Annotated in this window: 14 protein-coding genes and 1 pseudogene; 4 read left to right on the top strand and 11 right to left on the bottom strand. The window is 66.6% G+C overall.

The features are described from left to right. Positions 1 to 8: 8 nt before the first annotated feature. The 5 genes from AC1RR5_RS24635 to eno form a co-directional block, all read right to left on the bottom strand. Positions 9 to 1307 carry a pyruvate dehydrogenase complex dihydrolipoamide acetyltransferase gene (locus tag AC1RR5_RS24635; RefSeq protein ID WP_492925998.1) on the bottom strand — a complete coding sequence of 433 codons (1299 nt, stop codon included), beginning with the start codon at positions 1305 to 1307 and terminating at the stop codon, positions 9 to 11. Positions 1308 to 1452: 145 nt separating this feature from the next. Further along, positions 1453 to 2817 carry a pyruvate dehydrogenase complex E1 component subunit beta gene (locus tag AC1RR5_RS24630; protein WP_492925996.1) on the bottom strand — a complete coding sequence of 455 codons (1365 nt, stop codon included), beginning with the start codon at positions 2815 to 2817 and terminating at the stop codon, positions 1453 to 1455. After that, on the bottom strand, positions 2814 to 3845 hold the full coding sequence (pdhA, locus tag AC1RR5_RS24625) for a pyruvate dehydrogenase (acetyl-transferring) E1 component subunit alpha (protein ID WP_492925994.1): 1032 nt from the start codon (positions 3843 to 3845) through the stop codon (positions 2814 to 2816). Before pdhA ends, AC1RR5_RS24630 begins: the two co-directional genes overlap by 4 nt. A 166-nt stretch (positions 3846 to 4011) precedes the next feature. Then, positions 4012 to 4314: an FtsB family cell division protein gene (locus AC1RR5_RS24620; RefSeq protein ID WP_047405705.1), complete on the bottom strand. Its 303-nt coding sequence runs from the start codon at positions 4312 to 4314 to the stop codon at positions 4012 to 4014. A gap of 371 nt (positions 4315 to 4685) precedes the next feature. Beyond that, positions 4686 to 5966: a phosphopyruvate hydratase gene (gene eno / locus AC1RR5_RS24615; RefSeq protein WP_492925992.1), complete on the bottom strand. Its 1281-nt coding sequence runs from the start codon at positions 5964 to 5966 to the stop codon at positions 4686 to 4688. A 114-nt stretch (positions 5967 to 6080) separates the two neighbouring features. On the opposite strand from eno, the gene AC1RR5_RS24610 reads away from it, so the two are divergent. Then, positions 6081 to 6851 carry an enoyl-CoA hydratase gene (locus AC1RR5_RS24610; protein WP_492925990.1) on the top strand — a complete coding sequence of 257 codons (771 nt, stop codon included), beginning with the start codon at positions 6081 to 6083 and terminating at the stop codon, positions 6849 to 6851. Between the two features lie 3 nt (positions 6852 to 6854). On the opposite strand, the gene AC1RR5_RS24605 is transcribed toward AC1RR5_RS24610, so the two are convergent. From AC1RR5_RS24605 to secG, 4 genes are all read right to left on the bottom strand, one after another. Further along, entirely contained in the window at positions 6855 to 7841 is a 987-nt protein-coding gene (locus AC1RR5_RS24605; protein ID WP_492925988.1) for a retropepsin-like aspartic protease, read from the bottom strand. Between the two features lie 140 nt (positions 7842 to 7981). Next, the gene (rpmF, locus tag AC1RR5_RS24600) at positions 7982 to 8164 is read right to left on the bottom strand and encodes a 50S ribosomal protein L32 (RefSeq protein ID WP_010919589.1); all 183 of its coding nucleotides are present in this window, start codon (positions 8162 to 8164) and stop codon (positions 7982 to 7984) included. Between the two features lie 125 nt (positions 8165 to 8289). Then, entirely contained in the window at positions 8290 to 9942 is a 1653-nt protein-coding gene (gene pyrG / locus AC1RR5_RS24595) for a CTP synthase (RefSeq protein WP_492925986.1), read from the bottom strand. Between the two features lie 113 nt (positions 9943 to 10055). Continuing rightward, entirely contained in the window at positions 10056 to 10607 is a 552-nt protein-coding gene (secG, locus tag AC1RR5_RS24590) for a preprotein translocase subunit SecG (RefSeq protein ID WP_492925984.1), read from the bottom strand. A 162-nt stretch (positions 10608 to 10769) separates the two neighbouring features. Here secG and AC1RR5_RS24585 point away from each other — a divergent pair, with 162 nt between their 5' ends. Both AC1RR5_RS24585 and AC1RR5_RS24580 read left to right on the top strand, forming a co-directional pair. Beyond that, positions 10770 to 11285 (top strand): GNAT family N-acetyltransferase, encoded by a 516-nt coding sequence (locus tag AC1RR5_RS24585; RefSeq protein ID WP_492925982.1) that lies wholly within the window; start codon positions 10770 to 10772, stop codon positions 11283 to 11285. Positions 11286 to 11402: 117 nt separating this feature from the next. After that, positions 11403 to 13190 (top strand): hypothetical protein, encoded by a 1788-nt coding sequence (locus tag AC1RR5_RS24580; RefSeq protein ID WP_492925980.1) that lies wholly within the window; start codon positions 11403 to 11405, stop codon positions 13188 to 13190. A gap of 340 nt (positions 13191 to 13530) precedes the next feature. Here the strand turns inward: AC1RR5_RS24580 and AC1RR5_RS24575 are convergent. After that, positions 13531 to 13599 (bottom strand): annotated as a pseudogene (locus AC1RR5_RS24575) (hypothetical protein); the annotation flags it as partial. Positions 13600 to 13941: 342 nt separating this feature from the next. Between AC1RR5_RS24575 and AC1RR5_RS24570 the strand changes: the two are divergent. Next, positions 13942 to 15348: a serine hydrolase domain-containing protein gene (locus AC1RR5_RS24570; RefSeq protein WP_492925978.1), complete on the top strand. Its 1407-nt coding sequence runs from the start codon at positions 13942 to 13944 to the stop codon at positions 15346 to 15348. A gap of 7 nt (positions 15349 to 15355) precedes the next feature. Here the strand turns inward: AC1RR5_RS24570 and mfd are convergent, their stop codons facing one another. Continuing rightward, entirely contained in the window at positions 15356 to 18823 is a 3468-nt protein-coding gene (gene mfd / locus AC1RR5_RS24565) for a transcription-repair coupling factor (RefSeq protein WP_492925976.1), read from the bottom strand. Positions 18824 to 18826: the final 3 nt, after the last annotated feature.

Below are 18826 nucleotides of genomic sequence, written 5' to 3'. Positions count from 1 at the left end.
CGACCGGATCAGACGATCAAGGTCAGCGGCTCTTCGATCAGCGGCTTGAAGGCCGCCAGGAACTTGGCGCCGATGGCTCCGTCGACCACGCGGTGGTCGCAGGTCAGGGTCACGGTCATCACGGTGGCCACGGCCAGCTGGCCGTTCTTGACCACCGGACGCTGCTCGCCGGCGCCGACGCTCATAATCGCGCCTTGCGGCTCGTTGATGATCGAAGCGAACGCCTTGATGCCGAACATGCCCAGGTTCGAGACCGAGAAGGTGCCGCCCTGGAATTCCTCGGGCTTCAGCTTCTTGGACTTGGCGCGGGCGGCGAGATCCTTCACCTCGGCCGAGATCTGGGCCAGGCCCTTGGTCTCGGCGGCGCGGACGATCGGGGTGATCAGGCCGCCATCGATGGCCACGGCCACGGCGATGTCGGCATGCTTGTGCATGGCGATGCCTTCCGGCGTGTACGAGGCGTTGGCCTCCGGCACGCGCTTCAGGGCCACGGCCACGGCCTTGATGATGATGTCGTTGACCGACACCTTCACGCCCTGGCCTTCCAGCAGGCTGTTGATCTTGCCGCGCGCGGCCAGCAGGGCGTCGATCTCGAGATCGATCGTCAGCGGGAAGTGCGGCACGTCGCGGAAGCTTTCCGTCAGGCGGCGCGCGATGGTCTTGCGCATGCCGTCCAGCGGGATCAGGTCGTAGGAGCCGGCCGGGATGCCCATCTGCTCCAGCGACTGAACCTTGCGCGGCTCGGCGGCGGCCGTAGCGGCAGCGGCGGGCGCGGTGCTCGGCGCGGCCTTGGCGGCGGGAGCGCCACCCGACTTAGCGGCTTCGACGTCGGTCTTGACCACGCGGCCGTGCGGGCCGGTGCCCTTGATGCCCTTCAGGTCCAGGCCGGCGGCCGAAGCCAGGCGGCGGGCCAACGGCGAAGCGAAGACGCGCGAACCATCGGCGGCGACCGGAGCGGACGGCGCGGGCGCGGCCGGAGCAGCAGCGGCGGGAGCAGCCGCAGGAGCGGAAGCCGCGGCGGCGGCCTTGGGCGCTTCGGCCTTCTGAGCCGGCGCGGGGGCTTCGCCCTCGCCCGCCAGCTTGGCGATCAGGGCGTTGACCTTGACGTTCTCGGTCCCGGCGTCGACCAGGATGGCTTCGATCACGCCTTCATCGACGGCTTCGACTTCCATCGTCGCCTTGTCGGTCTCGATCTCGGCGATCACGTCGCCGGCCTTGACGGTGTCGCCGACCTTGACGTGCCACTTGGCGAGGGTCCCCTCCTCCATGGTGGGCGACAGGGCGGGCATCAGGATGTCGATCGACATTGAGCTTTTTCCTCAATCGTTCGGGACGGTTTCGGCCCCCATGGCGTGTTGGGCCGCCGTCCACGATACCCCGCTTGAAGCGGGATGAATTCATTGGCTGAGACGATGCGGCCCCTGCTCATCGGGAGCAAGGGCCGCGCCGGTCTTAGCGGTAGCTGACCGTCTTGGCTGCTTTCACGATCTTCTCGACCGAAGGCAGCGACAGCACTTCCAAGTTCGCCGCATAAGGCAGCGGCACGTCTTCCTGGTGCACCCGCAGCGGCGGGGCGTCCAGGTAGTCGAAGCCGAACTCCGTGATGCGCGCGACGACCTCGGCGCCGATGCCCATCGGGCCCCAGCCTTCCTCGACCGTGACCAGACGGTTAGTCTTCTTGACGCTTTCCAGGACGGTGGCGTGGTCCATCGGACGGATCGTGCGCAGGTCGACGACCTCCGCCGAGATGCCTTCCTTCTCGAGCTCCTCGGCCGCCTTCAGGGCGAAGCCCACCATGCGGCTGTAGGCGACCAGGGTGACATCCGTGCCTTCGCGGCGGATCTTGGCCTTGCCGATCGGCACGACCCAGTCCTCGACGTCTGGGATGTCGAACTCGTGGCCGTACATCATCTCGTGTTCGAGGAAGACGACCGGGTTCGGATCGCGGATGGCGGCCTTGAGCAGGCCCTTGGCGTCGGCCGCGTCATACGGCGCGATGACCTTCAGACCCGGGACGTTGCCGTACCAGGCGGCGTAGTCCTGGCTGTGCTGGGCGCCGACGCGCGAGGCCGCGCCGTTGGGGCCGCGGAACACGATCGACGACTTGATCTGGCCGCCCGACATGTACAGCGTCTTGGCGGCCGAGTTGATGATGTGGTCGATCGCCTGCATGGCGAAGTTCCAGGTCATGAACTCGACGATCGGCTTCAGACCGGCCATCGCCGCGCCGACGCCCATGCCGGCGAAGCCGTGCTCGGTGATCGGGGTGTCGATGACGCGCTTGTCGCCAAACTCTTGCAGCAGCTCGCGGCTGACCTTGTAGGCGCCCTGGTACTGGGCGACTTCCTCGCCCATCAGGAACACGCGGTCGTCGCGACGCATCTCTTCGGCCATGGCGTCGCGCAGGGCGTCGCGGACCGTGATCTTCTTCATCGGCGTGCCGGCCGGGATTTCCGGATCGGCGAAGGTCGAGGCGGCCGAGATCGGGCCGCCAGCGGCCGGAGCGGCAGCCACGGGAGCCTGGGCGGCTTCAGCGGCGGCGGGAGCGGCAGCCGGAGCGGCCGGAGCCGCGGCTTCGCCCTCGCCCTTCAGGCGCGCGATCAGGGTGTTGACCTTGACGTTCTCGCTGCCGGCCGGGACCAGGATGGCTTCCACCACGCCTTCGTCGACGGCTTCGACTTCCATCGTCGCCTTGTCGGTCTCGATCTCGGCGATCACGTCGCCGGCCTTGATGGTGTCGCCTTCCTTGACGAGCCACTTGGCCAGGGTGCCTTCCTCCATCGTCGGGGAAAGCGCGGGCATCAGGATGTCCGTCACTCGGCGGCCTCCAGGTAGACGTCGGTATACAGTTCCGAGGGATCAGGCTCGGGGCTCGTGCGAGCGAACTCGGCGGCCTCGGCGACGATGCGCTTCACTTCCGCGTCGACGCCCTTCAGGTCGTCCTCGGTGACGCCGGCCTGGGCCAGGCGTTCCTTGATGTGGTCGATCGGATCGCGGGTCGTCTTGACCTCGTCGACCTCTTCCTTGGTGCGGTACTTGGCCGGATCCGACATCGAGTGGCCGCGATAGCGGTAGGTCTTCATCTCGAGGATGTAGGGACCCGCGCCGCTACGGGCGTGCTCGGTGGCGCGCGCGCCGGCTTCACGCACGGCGACGATGTCCATGCCGTCGACTTCCTCGCCCGGGATCCGGAACGAGACGCCGCGCTTGTGGAACGCCGTTTCAGAGGCGGCGCGCTCGACGCTGGTGCCCATGGCGTACTGGTTGTTCTCGATCACGTACACGACCGGCAGCTTCCACAGCTGGGCCATGTTGAAGCTCTCGTAGACCTGGCCCTGGTTGGCCGCGCCGTCGCCCATGTAGGCGTACGAGACGTTGCCATTGCCCTTGTAGTGGTTCGCCAGCGCCAGGCCGGTGCCGAGCGCCACCTGAGCGCCGACGATGCCGTGGCCGCCGTAGAAGCCGGTCTCGATGTCGAACATGTGCATCGAGCCGCCCTTGCCGCGCGACGAACCGCCGGCGCGGCCGGTCAGCTCGGCCATCACTTCGCGGGGGTCCATGCCGGCGGCCAGCATGTGGCCGTGGTCACGATAGCCCGTGATGATCTGGTCGCCCTTCTGCGAGATCGACTGCATGCCGACCGCAATGGCTTCCTGACCGATGTACAGGTGGCAGAAGCCACCGATCAGGCCCATGCCGTACAGCTGGCCGGCGCGCTCCTCGAAGCGGCGGATCAGCAGCATGTCCTGATAGAATTTCAGGAGTTCGTCCTTGCCGACGAAAGCGTTGACACCGGTGTCTACGCCCTTCGCCTCAGAGGCCTCAGCCTTGCGCGTACGCGCCATTCAAATCTCCCTGGCCAATCTTCATCGCGGCCTTCGTCCTGAGAGCATTTCCCGCCGAAAAGTCGTCGGTTCCGCGAAGGAAATACCCTGGTGCACTCTTGGACCCGCCCGGGATCTGGTGATCGCCGGGTCGATCCGCAATCGATTCCGAAGAGTACGGGATCGGTCAGCTTGGACGCTTGACCCGGATCACATAGTCCCTCGGGTCGGCATATCCTAGGAGAGAACGCGCACGCTCCTCCAGGAGATCAGCCGACAGACTGCCGCTGCGTAATAGACGAGCGCGGGCCTCCAGGTCCATCCTCTCCGCACGTATCTTCCTGAGTTCCTTTGTTTTTGCTGCGAGGTCCGCATTGCGTTGCGAGATCGACAGCAGGCCTCGATCACCCGTCAGAGCGTGAAAGGCGAAGTAGAAAATCAGGAAAAAGATCGCCGCGGTCGGCAGGAAGGGTTGCAGTCGGGCGAACATCTCAGTGTCCCAGAGAGGGACTCACAGAGTCGCAGACCGTGCTTAACGCCTTCTAAATCCAGGCATTGAGAAGGGTTATCGCCAGATCGCGAATTAGGCGAATGATGCTTTCAGATGAGATGGTTTCACCGGCATCTAGATGCCGCACCGCCGAAGCCAGTTCGCGACCGCGAACAGCGCGGAAGTGGTCTCGTTTGAAACCACTGCTCAGCTTTTAGAAAATTTGTGGGTTAACCGCGCTGGCAACCATGTGCTCAGGCGGCGAAACCGCAGGATCGGCGCCAGAATCGCGGCGCCTCAACCAGGCAAAACAAAAGGCGCGGCCCCCTTCCGGAGCCGCGCCTTCGTCATTCCAGCGATCTGGAAGGGCTTTAGCGGCCCTTCAGAGCCGCGCGCGCGGCGTAGACGCCTTGGTCGTCCAGCATCTCTTCGATGCGCAGCAGCTGGTTGTACTTGGCCGTACGGTCCGAGCGGGCCAGTGAGCCGGTCTTGATCTGACCGCAGTTCAGGGCGACGGCCAGGTCGGCGATCGTCGAGTCCTCCGTCTCGCCCGAGCGGTGGCTCATGACGCTGGTGTAGCCGTGACGGTGCGCCAGGTCGACGGCGTCGATGGTTTCCGACAGCGTGCCGATCTGGTTGACCTTGACCAGGATCGAGTTGGCCAGGCCCTTGTCCAGGCCCATCTGCAGGCGCTTGGGGTTGGTCACGAACAGGTCGTCGCCGACCAGCTGAACCTTCTTGCCCAGGGTGTCGGTCAGCAGCTTCCAGCCATCGAAGTCGTCCTCGGCCATGCCGTCCTCGATCGACAGGATCGGGAACTTCGAAGCCAGGCCCGCCAGGTAGTCGACCATCTGGGCCGGATCCAGCGACTTGCCTTCGCCTTCCAGCTCGTACTTGCCGTTCTTGAAGAACTCGGTCGAGGCGACGTCCAGGCCCAGGACGAAGTCGTCACCGGCCTTGTAGCCCGCCTTCTCGCCAGCCTTGACGATGAAGTCGAGCGCGGCCTCGGCCGACGCCAGGTTCGGGGCGAAGCCGCCCTCGTCACCGACGTTGGTGTTGTGGCCGGCGTCCTTCAGAGCCTTCTTCAGGGCGTGGAAGATCTCGGCGCCCATGCGCAGACCTTCCCGGAATTCCTTCGCGCCGGTCGGCAGGATCATGAATTCCTGGATGTCGATCGGGTTGTCGGCGTGGGCGCCGCCGTTGATGATGTTCATCATCGGGGTCGGCAGCACGCGGGCATTCACGCCGCCGACGTACTTGTAGAGCGGCAGGCCGGCCGACTCGGCGGCGGCCTTGGCGGCGGCCAGCGAGACGCCCAGAATGGCGTTGGCGCCCAGACGGGCCTTGTTCGGCGTGCCGTCCAGCTCGATCAGCAGGTTGTCCAGGCGGCGCTGGTCCTCGGCGTCCACGCCCGACAGGGCGTCGAAGATCTCGCCATTGACCGAGTCCACGGCTTGCTGGACGCCCTTGCCCAGGTAGCGAGCCTTGTCGCCGTCACGCTTTTCGCTGGCTTCGTGAGCGCCCGTCGAGGCGCCCGACGGCACCGCGGCGCGACCGAACGCGCCATCTTCCAGAACGACGTCGACTTCGACGGTCGGGTTGCCCCGGCTGTCGAGAATTTCACGGGCGATGATGTCGACGATCTCGGTCATGGACTGCTCCTCAAGGCCAAAAGGCGCGGTGGCTTTAGCCGCCATGCGCTTTGGGCGCAACTTGACTTCCCTTTGGGCGGCCGACTGATCGTCGGTCACAAACGGGAGGATCCCATGCTGGACATCGAACGGCGCGGCCCTGTGGCCATCGTCACGCTCAATCGGCCCGAGGCGATGAACGCCCTCTCCAAGGCGCTACGGAAGGCCCTGCACGACGCCATGGTGGCGCTGGACGCCGATCCCGAGGTCAGCGTCGTGATCCTGACAGGCGCCGGCGAGAAGGCTTTCACAGCCGGCCTGGACCTCAAGGAGTTGGGCGGCGATCCCGACGCGATGAGCGCGGCCAATGATCAGGACGCCCGCTCCAATCCCGTCCGGGCGGTCGAGACCTGCCGCAAGCCGGTCATCGGCGCGATCAATGGCGTGGCCATCACCGGCGGCTTCGAGCTGGCCCTGGCCTGCGACGTGCTGATCGCATCGGAGAACGCCCGCTTCGCCGACACCCATGCCCGGGTCGGCATCATGCCGGGCTGGGGCCTGTCACAGAAGCTCTCGCGCCTGGTCGGGATCTATCGCGCCAAGGAGCTGTCCCTGACCGGCAACTTCCTGGACGCCCGCACGGCTGCCGACTGGGGCCTGGTCAACCGCGTCGTGCCGGCCGCCGAGCTGTTGCCGACCGCCTTGAAACTGGCACAGGACATGGCGTCGATCCCGGTGGAGACGCTGTCGTTCTACACGGCGCTGATCGACGAAGGCTACGCCCAGACGTTCGGCGAGGGCCTCAAGACCGAGACCACCCGCTCGACCGGCCACAACCGCGAGGTCACGCCGGAGAAGGTCGAGGAGCGCCGCCGCCAGGTCATGGCGCGCGGACGCTCCCAATAAGCCCTAGGCGCTGAGGGTCGGGGCGATCAGACCGCCCTGCCCCAGCCGGAACAGCACCCGCCCCAGGCCGAAGTCCAGCTCGACCCGGGCGAACAGGCGCAGCACGTCGACGCCCAGCAGCGCCGCCGGCCGGTCGTTCAGCCCCCAGAGCTCGAAGATGTGCAGGTCGGCGAAAGCCATCGGGATGTTGGTGACCCGCAGCTCGCCCATCACGATCGAGGGCACGATACGGAACTCGCCCAGCATCATGTCGCCGCCGGCGGTCAGCAGCCGAGCCTGCTGGACATTCTCGGGCTGCCGGCGTCGGCGAGCGGCGATGGCGTGCGCCAGGGCCATGTTGCCGATGCTGATCCCGCCACCGGAGTCGATGAAGGCCATCGCCCTGGCGCCGGCGATCCGCGAGTCGGCCAGGGTCAGCCGTCCGAACTTCTCGTTGGCGATCACCGAGACCTCGCGCGGCAGGCGGAAGGAGCCGTTGACCGGCGAGCTGCGGCGGATCTCCAGCTGCTTCTTGCGGAAGTCGATGACGATGTTGCGGTCTTCCAGGATGTCGACGCCCAGCAGGCCGTCAGCGCCGATGCGCTCATAGGGCAGGACCGGCAAGGTCACGTCCGTCAGCCGGGAGTCGCCGCTGCGCAGCAGGGTCACGCGGGCCGTCTGGCTCAGCACCGAACCGGAGACGCCATGCACCATCACATCCGGCCCGCGTGGCAGGGCAAGGCGCTCGGCGATGACGGGGGTAAGGACGCTGCGGTCCGCGCCCGTGTCGACAACGAATTGGAAGGGCCCCTGCCCGTTGATCATGACCGGCACGGTCATGCGGGCGTCCTGGTCCAGAGAAGCGTCCAGGATCAGCAGCGGCTGTTCCACGGGCGGGACCGGCAGGGGTGGTGTCTGAGACAGCGAAACCGGCGTGATCGCGCCAGCCAGCGCGGGTGACGCGGCCAGCGAAAAACCCAGTCCCGCCGCTATGTCGCGGCGTGTGAGCATGGGCGTACCTCCCTTAGGGGAAGCGTAACACCGTTCTTTGAGCGCGCGACAGAAATACGACGAAAATGACAATACGACGAAAAACGCCGCCCGGGGGACCGGGCGGCGCTTTCGAAAGCCGTCAGTGACGAAAGGAGACCTTAGTCTTCCTTCGGCGTCAGGATCTGCTTGCCGTTGTACATGCCGGTCTTCAGATCGACATGGTGCGGGCGGCGCAGCTCACCGGTGTCCTTGTCCTCGATGAACGAGTTAGCGCCCAGGGCGTGGTGCGACCGGCGCATGTTCCGGCGAGAAGGCGAAGTTTTTCTTTTGGGAACGGCCATCGAAGTGACTCTGCTCGCTGAGCGTGAAAATTAGGAGCGGCGACTAGGGTTCGACCCAGGCCGCCGCGTGAGCGGGGGCTTATGCCCGAATCTCTCCCTGGATGCAAGCACCCGGGGAAAAAGCGTCACACGAGACGCCCATGCTCCTTCGCGGCAGCGATGAAGCTGGCGAAAAGCGGGTGCGGCGCGAACGGACGGCTCTTCAGTTCCGGGTGGTATTGGACGCCGATGAACCAGGGATGGTCGTCCCGCTCGACGATCTCGGGCAGCACGCCGTTGGGCGAACGACCCGTCAATTTCAGGCCCGCGTCCTCCATCAGGTGGGCGTAGCCGATATTGACCTCGTAGCGGTGCCTGTGGCGCTCGCTGATCTCGGTGCCGCCATAGATCTCGGCGACCTTCGAACCAGCCGTCAGGACCGCGTCATAGGCTCCCAGGCGCATCGTGCCGCCCAGGTCGTCATTGGCCCGCCGCTGGACGGTCTCGTTGCCCTTGATCCACTCGGTCATGATGCCGACCACGGGACGCTCGGTGGGCCCGAACTCGGACGAGCTGGCGTCCTTGATGCCGGCGACGTTCCGCAGGGTCTCGATGACCGCCATCTGCATGCCGAAGCAGATGCCGAAGTACGGCACCTTGCGTTCGCGGGCGAACTGGGCCGCCCGGATCTTGCCCTCCGCGCCCCGCTCACCGAAGCCGCCGGGCACCATGATGGCGTGGGCGTTCTCCAGGCGGGCCGCGGCCGCGCCTTCATCACCCTCGAAGGTCTCGCTCTCGACCCAGTCCAGGTTGACCTTGACCTTGTTGGCCAGGCCGCCGTGGTGCAGGGCCTCGATAAGGGATTTGTAGGCGTCCTTCAGCACGGTGTACTTGCCGACGACGGCGATGGTGACCTCGCCATCGGGATGCTGGACGGTGTTGTCGATCGTCTTCCAGCGCGTCAGGTCCGGCGCCGGGGCGTCGCTCATGCCGAAGACGTCCAGCACCTCGGCGTCCAGGCCTTCCTGGTGGTAGTCGATCGGCACGGCGTAGATGGACGATGAGTCCAGCGCCTGGATGACCGCGCTGGGCCGCACGTTGCAGAACTGGGCGATCTTGCGCTTTTCCTCAGGCGGGATCTCCTGCTCGCAGCGGCACAGCAGGATGTCCGGCTGGATGCCGATGGAGCGCAGCTCCTTGACCGAGTGCTGGGTCGGCTTGGTCTTCATCTCGCCGGCCGTCTTGATGAACGGCAGCAGGGTCAGGTGCACATAGCAGCTCTGATTGCGCGGCAGGTCCTGGCGCAACTGGCGGATGGCCTCGAAGAACGGCAGCCCCTCGATGTCGCCGACCGTACCGCCGATCTCCACCAGCACGAAGTCGACCGGCTTCTGGCCCGTCTCGTCCATGGCGGGCGAGAGAACGAAGTCCTTGATCTCGTTGGTGACGTGCGGGATCACCTGGACGGTCGCGCCGAGGTAGTCGCCGCGGCGCTCCTTCTCGATGATCGTCTTGTAGATCTGGCCCGTCGTGATGTTGTCGGCCTTCTTGGCCGACACGCCGGTGAAGCGCTCGTAGTGACCCAGGTCGAGGTCGGTTTCCGCCCCGTCGTCGGTCACGAAGACCTCGCCGTGCTGATACGGGCTCATCGTGCCCGGATCGACGTTGAGATAGGGGTCGAGCTTACGAAGGCGGACCGTGTAGCCACGCGCTTGCAGCAGCGCGCCGAGCGCCGCCGAGGCCAAACCCTTGCCAAGCGAGGAAACCACGCCGCCGGTGATGAAGATGTACCGCGTCATGGGCGATCAGCTTACCCGTGATTCGACGACGCCGGAAAAAGACCTGCGTTCATCAACAAGATTAAACCCCCGAGGTTGCCCTCGGGGGTCGGTGGAAGGCCGTCTTGGGACGGTTATTGTTTCGGTTGTTCGGCCGGCGGGGCCGCGACGGCCGGGGCCGTGGCAGCCGCCGGAGCCGTTGCGGCCGGCTTGGGGGCGGCCTTCGGAGCCGCTGCCGGCTTCTTGGCCGGTTCAGCCGCCGGGGTCGGAGCCAGCAGCGAGGGCTGCGGCGCGGTCGGGGCCGGCGCGTTGATCTGCGGGGTCGGGGCCTGGATGGCGCCCGGCTGGGCGGTCGACGGCGAAATGTCGGTGGCGGGAGCCTGCGGGGCCGGAACCGCGTTCAGACTCTTGGAGTCCAGGCTCTTGATGTTCAGACGGTCGGTGACCGAGCCGCCGGTGTTGGCGCGGCCGGTCAGGATCGTCAGCGTCAGGCTGATCAGGAGGAACAGCGAGAACAGGATCCAGGTGATGCGGGTCAGCAGGTCGCCAGCGCCGCGGGCGGTCATGAAGCCGGTGTTGCCGCCGCCCATGCCCAGAGCGCCACCTTCGGAGCGCTGCAGCAGGACCACCCCGATCAGACCGAGGCAGACAACGATATTGATGGCCAGCAGGACGCCGATGAGCATGACGAAGTTGTTCTCGATCCGGGCGCGGGCGAAATGCCGCGTGAAAAACGAAGCGGCCCCTCTACCACTAGCGGCGGCTACGCGCCATAGCTGGGAAGCGTGCTCCCCCACGCAAGACCTCCAAGTTCCATAAGTCCCTTCAAGCCAAAATCTCCGGACCGCATGATCCTCGAGACCGAACGCCTGACCCTCGCTCCCTTGACGGTCGACGACGCGCCCCTGATCTATCCGTTCCTCAGTGATGCGGAAGTGATGTCGAACCTCGACCAGGAGCCGATCGAGGATCCCGATGAGGTGGCCAGCCGCGTAGCCGCCCAGGTCGACCAGATGGGCGCTGGCGACGCCGCCTACTGGTGCATCCGCCATACCGGCAGCGGCGCCTTCCTGGGCTATTGCGAGTTCATCGACATCGACAAGCGCCACGACCGGGCCGAGATCCGCTTCGTGGTCGACCGCAAGGGCTGGGGCCATGGCTTCGGCGCCGAGGCGGTCAGCGCGCTCCTCGCCCATGGCGCCAGCAGCGGCCTCAAGAGCCTGGTGGCCAGCACCCACGTCGGCGACAACCGCGCCGAGCACCTGCTGCAGAAGCTGGGCTTCAAGGCCGAGGGTTATCTGAAGGGCGCCGTGCACCGCGACGGCGAGCGCCGGGACCGCCGTCTCTACGCGCTGGATCTGTAGGCTGAAGTCTAGAATCTGGGTGCGGCGATCAGTATTATCGACCCGGGTGGTTAACGCAGGCATGGTCAGCGTTAACCGTCGCACCCCGAATCGGGTGCGTCCGGAACGGAGATCCCGATGCGCTCGCCCGCCGACATGGACATCGTCCAGATCGACATCAGCACCAAGTGCCACTTGGCCTGCTCGAACTGCACGCGGCTGATCCCGCACCAGACCCAGCGCCGCGACATGGAGCTGGAGACCTTCGAACGCTCGGTGAAGAGCATGGAAGGCTGGAACGCCCCCAACAAGGTGATCGGCGTCATCGCCGGCGAGCCGACCCTGCACGGCAATTTCGAGCAGATCTCGCGCCGCTTCGCCGAGCTGTGGGGCGGCCCCAACACCTCGAACGGCAAGGCGCCCATCAAGGATTTCAACGACTTCGCCACGCAGCGCCTGTTCGACCGCTCGAACGGCCGCGGGCTTTGGACCAGCCTCGGGAACGGGTTCTACAAGAACTACGAGACCATCATGGAGGTCTACAGCCACTTCAACACCAACACCCACGAGACCGCGGGCCAGCACCAAGCGCTGCTGATCAGCCGCAAGGACTACACCCAGGCGACCGGCATGTCGGATGCCGAGTGGGAGTACAACCGCGACAACTGCTGGGTGCAGAAGCTGTGGTCGGCGACGATCAACGACAAGGGCGCCTATTTCTGTGAAGTGGCCGGCGCCATCGACCGCCTGTACTTCGACGGCAAGCGCGCCTGGCCGGTCGAGCACGGCTGGTGGCAGCGCACCCCGGAAGACTTCAAGGACCAGCTGGACCTCTGCAACTATTGCGGCCTGGCCCAGCCGGGCCCGTCGCAGCTGGACCTGCTGGACCGCGACATCATCTCGTCTGAGCACAAGGCGATCCTCAAGAAGCTGGGCAGCCCGGCGATCCGCAAGCGCGCCTATGAGATGTTCGACCCGGCCCTGCACATGCAGAAGCGCCAGGTCGAGACCCGCGACAACTACGTGGGCGACGCCAGCTCGGGCCGCCGTGTCGGCATCGGCCACAACTCGACCAAGCCGCGCAAGCTGGCCTGCGTCCTGACCTCGGTCGGCTATGGCGACGACCTGGCCCTGACCTTGCCCTCCAACATGCGCGAGTTCGACGAGATCATCGTCGTCACCTCGACCGACGACGTCCGCACCCAGGAAGTGGTCAAGGAAAACGGCGCGACCCTGGTGATCTCGGACCGCTGCTTCGAGGACGACCACGCCTTCAACAAGGGCAAGATGCTGAACGACGGCCTCAAGGGGCTGAAGGACGCCGACTGGATCGTCTTCACCGACGCCGACATCGTCATGTTCGAGGGCTTCTACGAGCTCTTCATGTCGCACTCGTGGAACCCCGGCTGCCTCTATTTCACCAGCCGCGTCGACAGCCAGAAGGTCGAGGGCAAGGGCGAGCAGACCAACTTCGAGCCGAACGGCTACTTCCAGCTGTTCAACGCCAAGGCCACGGCCATCCGCGATACCTGGCCCAACATCGTCAGCGAGAACTTCTGCTCGGCCGGCAGCGTCGACAGCTGGTTCTACCAGCAATGGCGCCGCGACAACCTGTTCGGCATCAGCGACATCCCGGTCCAGCACATCGCCAGCGCGCGCCTCGGCGAGAACTGGAACGGCAAGCAGGCCAAGCCCAAGAAGTGGCGCCAGTTCGGCATCCTGACCACCAACGGCTTCACCTCGCTGGACAGCAACGCCACCACCGTTCCCGACGTCATCCGCCTGACCGACACCTGCAACGGCGACACGGTCGAGCTGCACAAGGACGACCTGGACAAGCACGTCCACATCGGCCCCAACGGCCTGGTCTTCCAGGGCAAGGACATCGGTCACATGCACGTCCACGTGGCTTACTGGGCTGAGTGACGCTCACGGCCCCGCCGCTTCACGCGGCGGGCCGCTGAAGGCATGGAAAGGGACGCGGAGCGCCGGACAGCGTCCGGTGTAGGGGTAGTGAGTACCGTTTCGACGAAGCCAGGCGCTCCGCGCGGTCGTTATCCGGAAGCGTGACGCCGTGATGCTGTTCGCACCCCGACATCCTTGAAGCCTCCGACGGGCGGGCCCGGCCGCGAAGCCTGGTCCCGGATGTCCGGGTTTCCCCGGACCTGTCGCCTCATCGGGCCTCGTCCAACGTCGTTTCTGTGTTCCAGGGTCGACTACCGCCAGATGGACGAAGTTGCGGAGCTGCCTCCGCGCCGACGAGCGCGCCCGCTCGATCGCCCCCCGCCGCCGCAATCGGTCGCTGGCCATGCGTCCTTTCCTCGCGACGAGGTGGGTAGACTGTACGGTGGGTTTTCGAGGCGGGGACGGAGAGGCGTGAATGCTCGCGCCTCGCTCACCCTCTCCCTCGGGAGAGGGCGGGGCCCATGCGCAGCATGGGAGGGTGAGGGTCAAAACCGATCACCGATAAAATCACGAAAACAGAACAGCTTGCGCGGACTCATGAGGGGCTTCGCCTATCCCCTCACCCTCCCACCGCTTCACGATGAGCCCCACCCTCTCCCCATGGGAGAGGGTTCTACGCCCTAACACCGGCGGGCACAGCGGTGCGCTTGACTTCACAAATTACACACGTAACCCTCAGCCGAATTTACAGGCCTAACACCCCGAAAGCGCCATGCGGATCATCCTGAGCCTTCTCGTCGCGCTCCTCGCCACCGCCGCGATAGCCGCCCCGCTCACCGCGGATCAGAAGATCCGCATCCGCGCCATCATCGCCGAGGCCCGCACCAAGGCCCCCGCCCCGTCGACCTCAGTGGCGGTCGTAGTGGATAGCGAGCTGGCCTATGCCGAGGCGTTCGGCCTGGCCAACCTCGATCCCGCCCGGCCGGCGACGCCGGAAACCCGCTACGACATCGGCTCGGTCAGCAAGCAATTCACCGCGGCGGCGGTGATGCTGATGGTCCAGGACGGCAGGCTGTCGCTGGACGACAAGGTCGGCCGCTTCTTCCCGAAGCTGGCCGGCGCCGACAAGGTCACCGTCCGCCACCTGCTGTCGCACACCGCCGGCTATCGCAATTCCTGGCGGGACACCGCTGAAGAGCGCAAACAGCCGATCGCGCCCCAGGCCGTCGTCGATCGCTGGGGCGCCATGCCGCTGGCCTTCGAACCGGGCTCGACCTGGGACTACAGCAATACCAACTACGTGATCGCCGGGCGGATCGTCGAAATCGTCTCGGGCCAGCCGCTGATCCAGGTGCTGAGCGAGCGGATCTTCAAGCCCCTGGGCATGACCAGCGCCATCGACAACGAAAGCGTCGCCCCGACCACGCGGGACGCCTCCCGCTACACCCGCAACCTGCTGGGGCCGGCGCGCCCGATCGAACCCGCCGCGCCGGGCTGGGCCTATGCGGCCGGCGGACTGTCCATGACCGCTGGCGACCTGGCCCGTTGGGACGCCAGCGTCCTGCGCCGATCCCTGCTGGCCCCGGCCTCGTACGACGCCCTGATGCGCGAGACGATGCTGAGCACCGGCAAGGGCTCCGGCTATGGCCTGGGCCTCTATGTCGACGGCGCCTCCGGTCACCGGCGCGTCTATCACAACGGCTTCGCGCCGGGCGCCATCACCGAGAACCGGATCTATCCCGACGACGGCGTGGCGGTGGTCGTCACCGTCAACGCCGAGTTCGGCATGGCCGTGCCCGACATCGCCGACGGCCTCGAAAAGCTGCTGCTGCCGGTCGCCTTCCCCAAGCCCGACACCTACAGCGAGGGCGACAAGACGGCCAAGCCGCCCTCGCCGCTGGTCCGGCGTTACGTGGCCCAGCTGCGCGCCGGCCGCGTCGACTGTCGCCGCCTGACCCGCGAGGCCTGCGCCTATCTCTCGCCCCAGTTGCTGGCCGACTATCGCGAAAGCCTGGCGCGGCTGGGCCCGCCGCAGCGCTTCGTCAGCACCCGCGAGGAACGGATGGACGGCGCCAACGGCACGATGTTCGAGCTGACCTGGCCCGGTCAGAAGGTCATCGGCGCGATCCAGGTGCGGGACGACGGCAAGGTCGCCGACCTGTGGCTGATGGCCTTCTGAAGCCGCCCTACTCCTTGGCCAGCTTTGCCAGGACCGACAGGATCTTCTCGGCCGCGTCCAGGCGCTGAGCCGGGGTGTCCCACTCGCCCTTGATTACCACCTTCTGGTCCGGGCGGACCTTCCAGATGATGCTGTTCTTGGCGACGTACTGCATCAGCCCGAGCGGGTTGGCGTAGCTGTCATTGCGGAAGCTGGCGACGGCGCCCTTCGGCCCCACGTCGATCTTGGCGACATTGGCTTCGCGGCACAGACCCTTAATGGCGACGACCTTGAGCAAGGAGTCGGTCTCCGGCGGCAGCGGGCCGAAGCGGTCGATCATCTCGGCGGCCAGGGCCTCGCGGTCGGCGGCCTGCTCGGCGTCGGACAGGCGGCGATAGAGCGACAGGCGCACGTTCAGGTCCGGCACATATTCGTCCGGGATCATCACGGCCGCGCCGGTGTTGATCTGCGGCGACCAGCCCCGGTCTTCCAGCAGAGCTTCCTGGCCCTGGCGCTGGCGCAGCTCGGCGACGGCGTCCTCCAGCATCTGCTGATAGAGCTCGACGCCGATCTCCTTGATATGGCCGCTCTGCTCGTCGCCCAAGAGGTTGCCGCCGCCGCGCTGGTCCAGGTCGTGGCTGGCCAGCTGGAAGCCGGCGCCCAGGCTGTCCAGCGACTGCAGCACCTGCAGGCGCTTCTCGGCCGACAGGGTCAGCGACTTCTCGACCGGCGTGGTCAGATAGGCGTAGGCGCGGGCCTTGGAGCGGCCGACGCGGCCCCGGATTTGATAGAGCTGCGCCAGGCCGAACATGTCGGCGCGGTGGACGATCAGGGTGTTGGCCGACGGGATATCCAGCCCACTTTCGACGATAGTCGTCGCTAGAAGCACGTCGTACTGGCCCTCGTAGAAGGCCGTCATCACGTCTTCCAGCTGGGTGGCCGCCATCTGGCCGTGGCCGACGACGTACTTGACCTCGGGGACCTGGGTGCGGAGGAACTTTTCGATGTCCTCCAGGTCCTTGATGCGCGGCACGACATAGTAGGACTGGCCGCCGCGATACTTCTCGCGCAGCAGGGCCTCGCGCAGGGTCACCGGATCGAACGGGCTGATATAGGTCCGCACCGCCAGGCGATCGACCGGCGGGGTGGCGATGATCGACATCTCGCGGATGCCCGACAGCGCCATCTGCAGGGTGCGCGGGATCGGCGTGGCGGTCAGGGTCAGCATGTGCACGTCGGCGCGAAGCTCCTTGAGCTTCTCCTTGTGCTTGACCCCGAAGTGCTGCTCCTCGTCGACGATGACCATGCCCAGGTCCTTGAACGAGACCTGCTTGCTGAGCACCGCGTGGGTGCCGACCACGATCTCGATCGTGCCGTCGGCCAGGCCCTCGCGGGCCTCGGCGGCTTCCTTGCCGGTGACCAGGCGCGACAGGCGCGTGACCTTGATCGGCCAGCCCTGGAAGCGGTCCTTGAAGGTCTTGTAGTGCTGACGGGCCAGCAGGGTCGTCGGGCAGACGATGGCCACCTGCTTGCCGCTCATCGCCACCACGAAGGCCGCGCGCAGGGCCACTTCCGTCTTGCCGAAGCCGACGTCGCCGCAGATCAGGCGGTCCATCGGCTTGCCGGACGCCAGGTCCTCGAGCACGTCGTGGATGGCGCTGAGCTGGTCGTCCGTCTCCTCATAGGGGAAGCGGGCGCAGAACTCGTCGAACACGCCCTGCGGCGCGTCGGTCTCTTCCACGGACTTCAGCTGGCGGGCGGCGGCGATCTGGATCAGGCCCTCGGCCATGACCCGCAGACGCTCCTTGGCCTTGGCCTTGCGCCCCTGCCAGGCGGCGCCGCCCAGCTTGTCCAGCTGCACGGTGTCTGGATCCGAGGCGCCGTAGCGGGTCAAGAGGTCGATGTTCTCGACGGGCAGGTACAGCTTGGCCTCGCCGCCGTACATCAGGTCCAGGCAGTCGTGCGGCGCGCCCTGGACGTCCAGGGTCTTCAGGCCCTCGTAACGGCCGATGCCGTGGTCGATGTGGACGACCAGGTCGCCCGGCGTCAGGGCCGAGGCCTCGGCCAGGAAGTTGGCGGCGCGGCGCTTCTTGCGCGGGCGAGCCAGGCGGTCGCCCAGGATGTCGGTCTCGGAGATGACCGCCAGCTGGTCGGTCTCGAAGCCATGGTCCAGCGGCAGCACGACCCGCTGCGGCGTCTTGGGGTCATTGGCCTTGGCCGCCTGCCAGTAGCCGGCATAGGGGATCTTCTTCAGGCCGTGATCGGCCAGCATGGTCCCCAGGCGTTCGGACGAGCCCTCGGACCATGAGGCGAACAGCACGCGCTTGCCGTCGGCGGCCAGCTTCTTGGCGTGGTCGGCGGTGGCCTCGAACAGGTTGACGCTGTCCTGGGCGCGCTCGGCGGCGAACACGCGGCCAAGCTTGGCGCCCATGTCGACGACGTCCAGGCCCTGGGGCTGGAACGGCGTGAACTGGCGGTGGGTGCGGTCGGTGACCTCGCGGTCCCACTCGGCGGCGGTCAGGTACAGAGCTTCGGGCGCCAGCGGGCGGTAGGCCGATTTGCGGTCGGCGCTGGCGCGGGCGTCATAGGCGTCGGCGATCATCGCCAGGCGCTCGTCGCGGGCCTCGGCGGCCTGGTGGTCGACGCCGATCAGGCTGCCGGCCGGCAGATAGTCGAACAGGGTCGCCATCCGCTCGTAAAACAGCGGCAGCCAGTGCTCGAGACCGGCGCGGCGGCCGCCCTCGCTGACGGCGGCGTACAGCGCGTCGTCGCCCGGCGCGCCGAACTGCGCGACATAGCCCTTGCGGAAGCGCGAGATGCCGTCGGCGTCCAGCAGGGCCTCGCTGACCGGCAGCAGGTCGATTTCCTTCAGCTGCTTGGTCGAGCGCTGGGTCTCGGGATCAAAGGCGCGGATGCTTTCCAGCGTGTCGCCGAACAGGTCCAGGCGCACCGGCTCTTCGGCGGCCGGCGGATAGACGTCGATGACGCCGCCACGGATCGCGAACTCGCCGCGCTCCGAGACGGTGGAGGCGCGGGTATAGCCGTTGACGGCGAAGTAGCGCTCCAGGTCCTTGATATCGACGACATTGCCGACTTTCGCCGAGTAGGAGGCGCGCAGCAGCACGTCTTTGGTCGGTACACGCTGCAACAAGGCCGGCGCGGGTAAGACGAGGATGGCGGGCTTCTTCTCGCCCAGACCCCGGGCAAGGCGCGACAGGGTCGCCATCCGCGTGGCCGAGACGCCCGACGAGGGGCCGATCCGATCGTAGGGCAGGCAATCCCACGAGGGCAGCAGCACCGCCTCGATCTCGGGCGCAAAGAACTTCAGGGCGTCGATGAAGTTGTTGGCCCGAGCGGTGTCGCGGGCCACGAAGGCGGTCAGGCCGCCGCGCGCCCGGGCGATGTCGGCCATCACCAGCGCGTCGAAGCCTTCCGGCGCGCCGGCCAGGGTCAGGCCGCCGGCGGCCTTGGCGATCTGCTTTGCGTCGTAACCCATGCT

Source organism: Caulobacter sp. GW821-FHT11E11, assembly GCF_058808315.1.
Note: the sequence above shows the minus strand (reverse complement) of the source record. Positions and strands in the feature narration are given on the sequence as shown.

Excerpts from the sequence above, each read along its gene's own strand:
- AC1RR5_RS24580 (WP_492925980.1), top strand. The coding sequence starts at position 11,403 with ATGCGCTCGCCCGCCGACATGGACATCGTCCAGATCGACATCAGCACC.
- AC1RR5_RS24605 (WP_492925988.1), bottom strand. The coding sequence starts at position 7,841 with ATGCTCACACGCCGCGACATAGCGGCGGGACTGGGTTTTTCGCTGGCC.
- AC1RR5_RS24585 (WP_492925982.1), top strand. The coding sequence starts at position 10,770 with ATGATCCTCGAGACCGAACGCCTGACCCTCGCTCCCTTGACGGTCGAC.
- AC1RR5_RS24635 (WP_492925998.1), bottom strand. The coding sequence starts at position 1,307 with ATGTCGATCGACATCCTGATGCCCGCCCTGTCGCCCACCATGGAGGAG.
- pdhA (WP_492925994.1), bottom strand. The coding sequence starts at position 3,845 with ATGGCGCGTACGCGCAAGGCTGAGGCCTCTGAGGCGAAGGGCGTAGAC.
- secG (WP_492925984.1), bottom strand. The coding sequence starts at position 10,607 with ATGCTCATCGGCGTCCTGCTGGCCATCAATATCGTTGTCTGCCTCGGT.
- AC1RR5_RS24570 (WP_492925978.1), top strand. The coding sequence starts at position 13,942 with ATGCGGATCATCCTGAGCCTTCTCGTCGCGCTCCTCGCCACCGCCGCG.
- pyrG (WP_492925986.1), bottom strand. The coding sequence starts at position 9,942 with ATGACGCGGTACATCTTCATCACCGGCGGCGTGGTTTCCTCGCTTGGC.
- AC1RR5_RS24620 (WP_047405705.1), bottom strand. The coding sequence starts at position 4,314 with ATGTTCGCCCGACTGCAACCCTTCCTGCCGACCGCGGCGATCTTTTTC.
- AC1RR5_RS24610 (WP_492925990.1), top strand. The coding sequence starts at position 6,081 with ATGCTGGACATCGAACGGCGCGGCCCTGTGGCCATCGTCACGCTCAAT.
- mfd (WP_492925976.1), bottom strand. The coding sequence starts at position 18,823 with ATGGGTTACGACGCAAAGCAGATCGCCAAGGCCGCCGGCGGCCTGACC.
- eno (WP_492925992.1), bottom strand. The coding sequence starts at position 5,966 with ATGACCGAGATCGTCGACATCATCGCCCGTGAAATTCTCGACAGCCGG.
- rpmF (WP_010919589.1), bottom strand. The coding sequence starts at position 8,164 with ATGGCCGTTCCCAAAAGAAAAACTTCGCCTTCTCGCCGGAACATGCGC.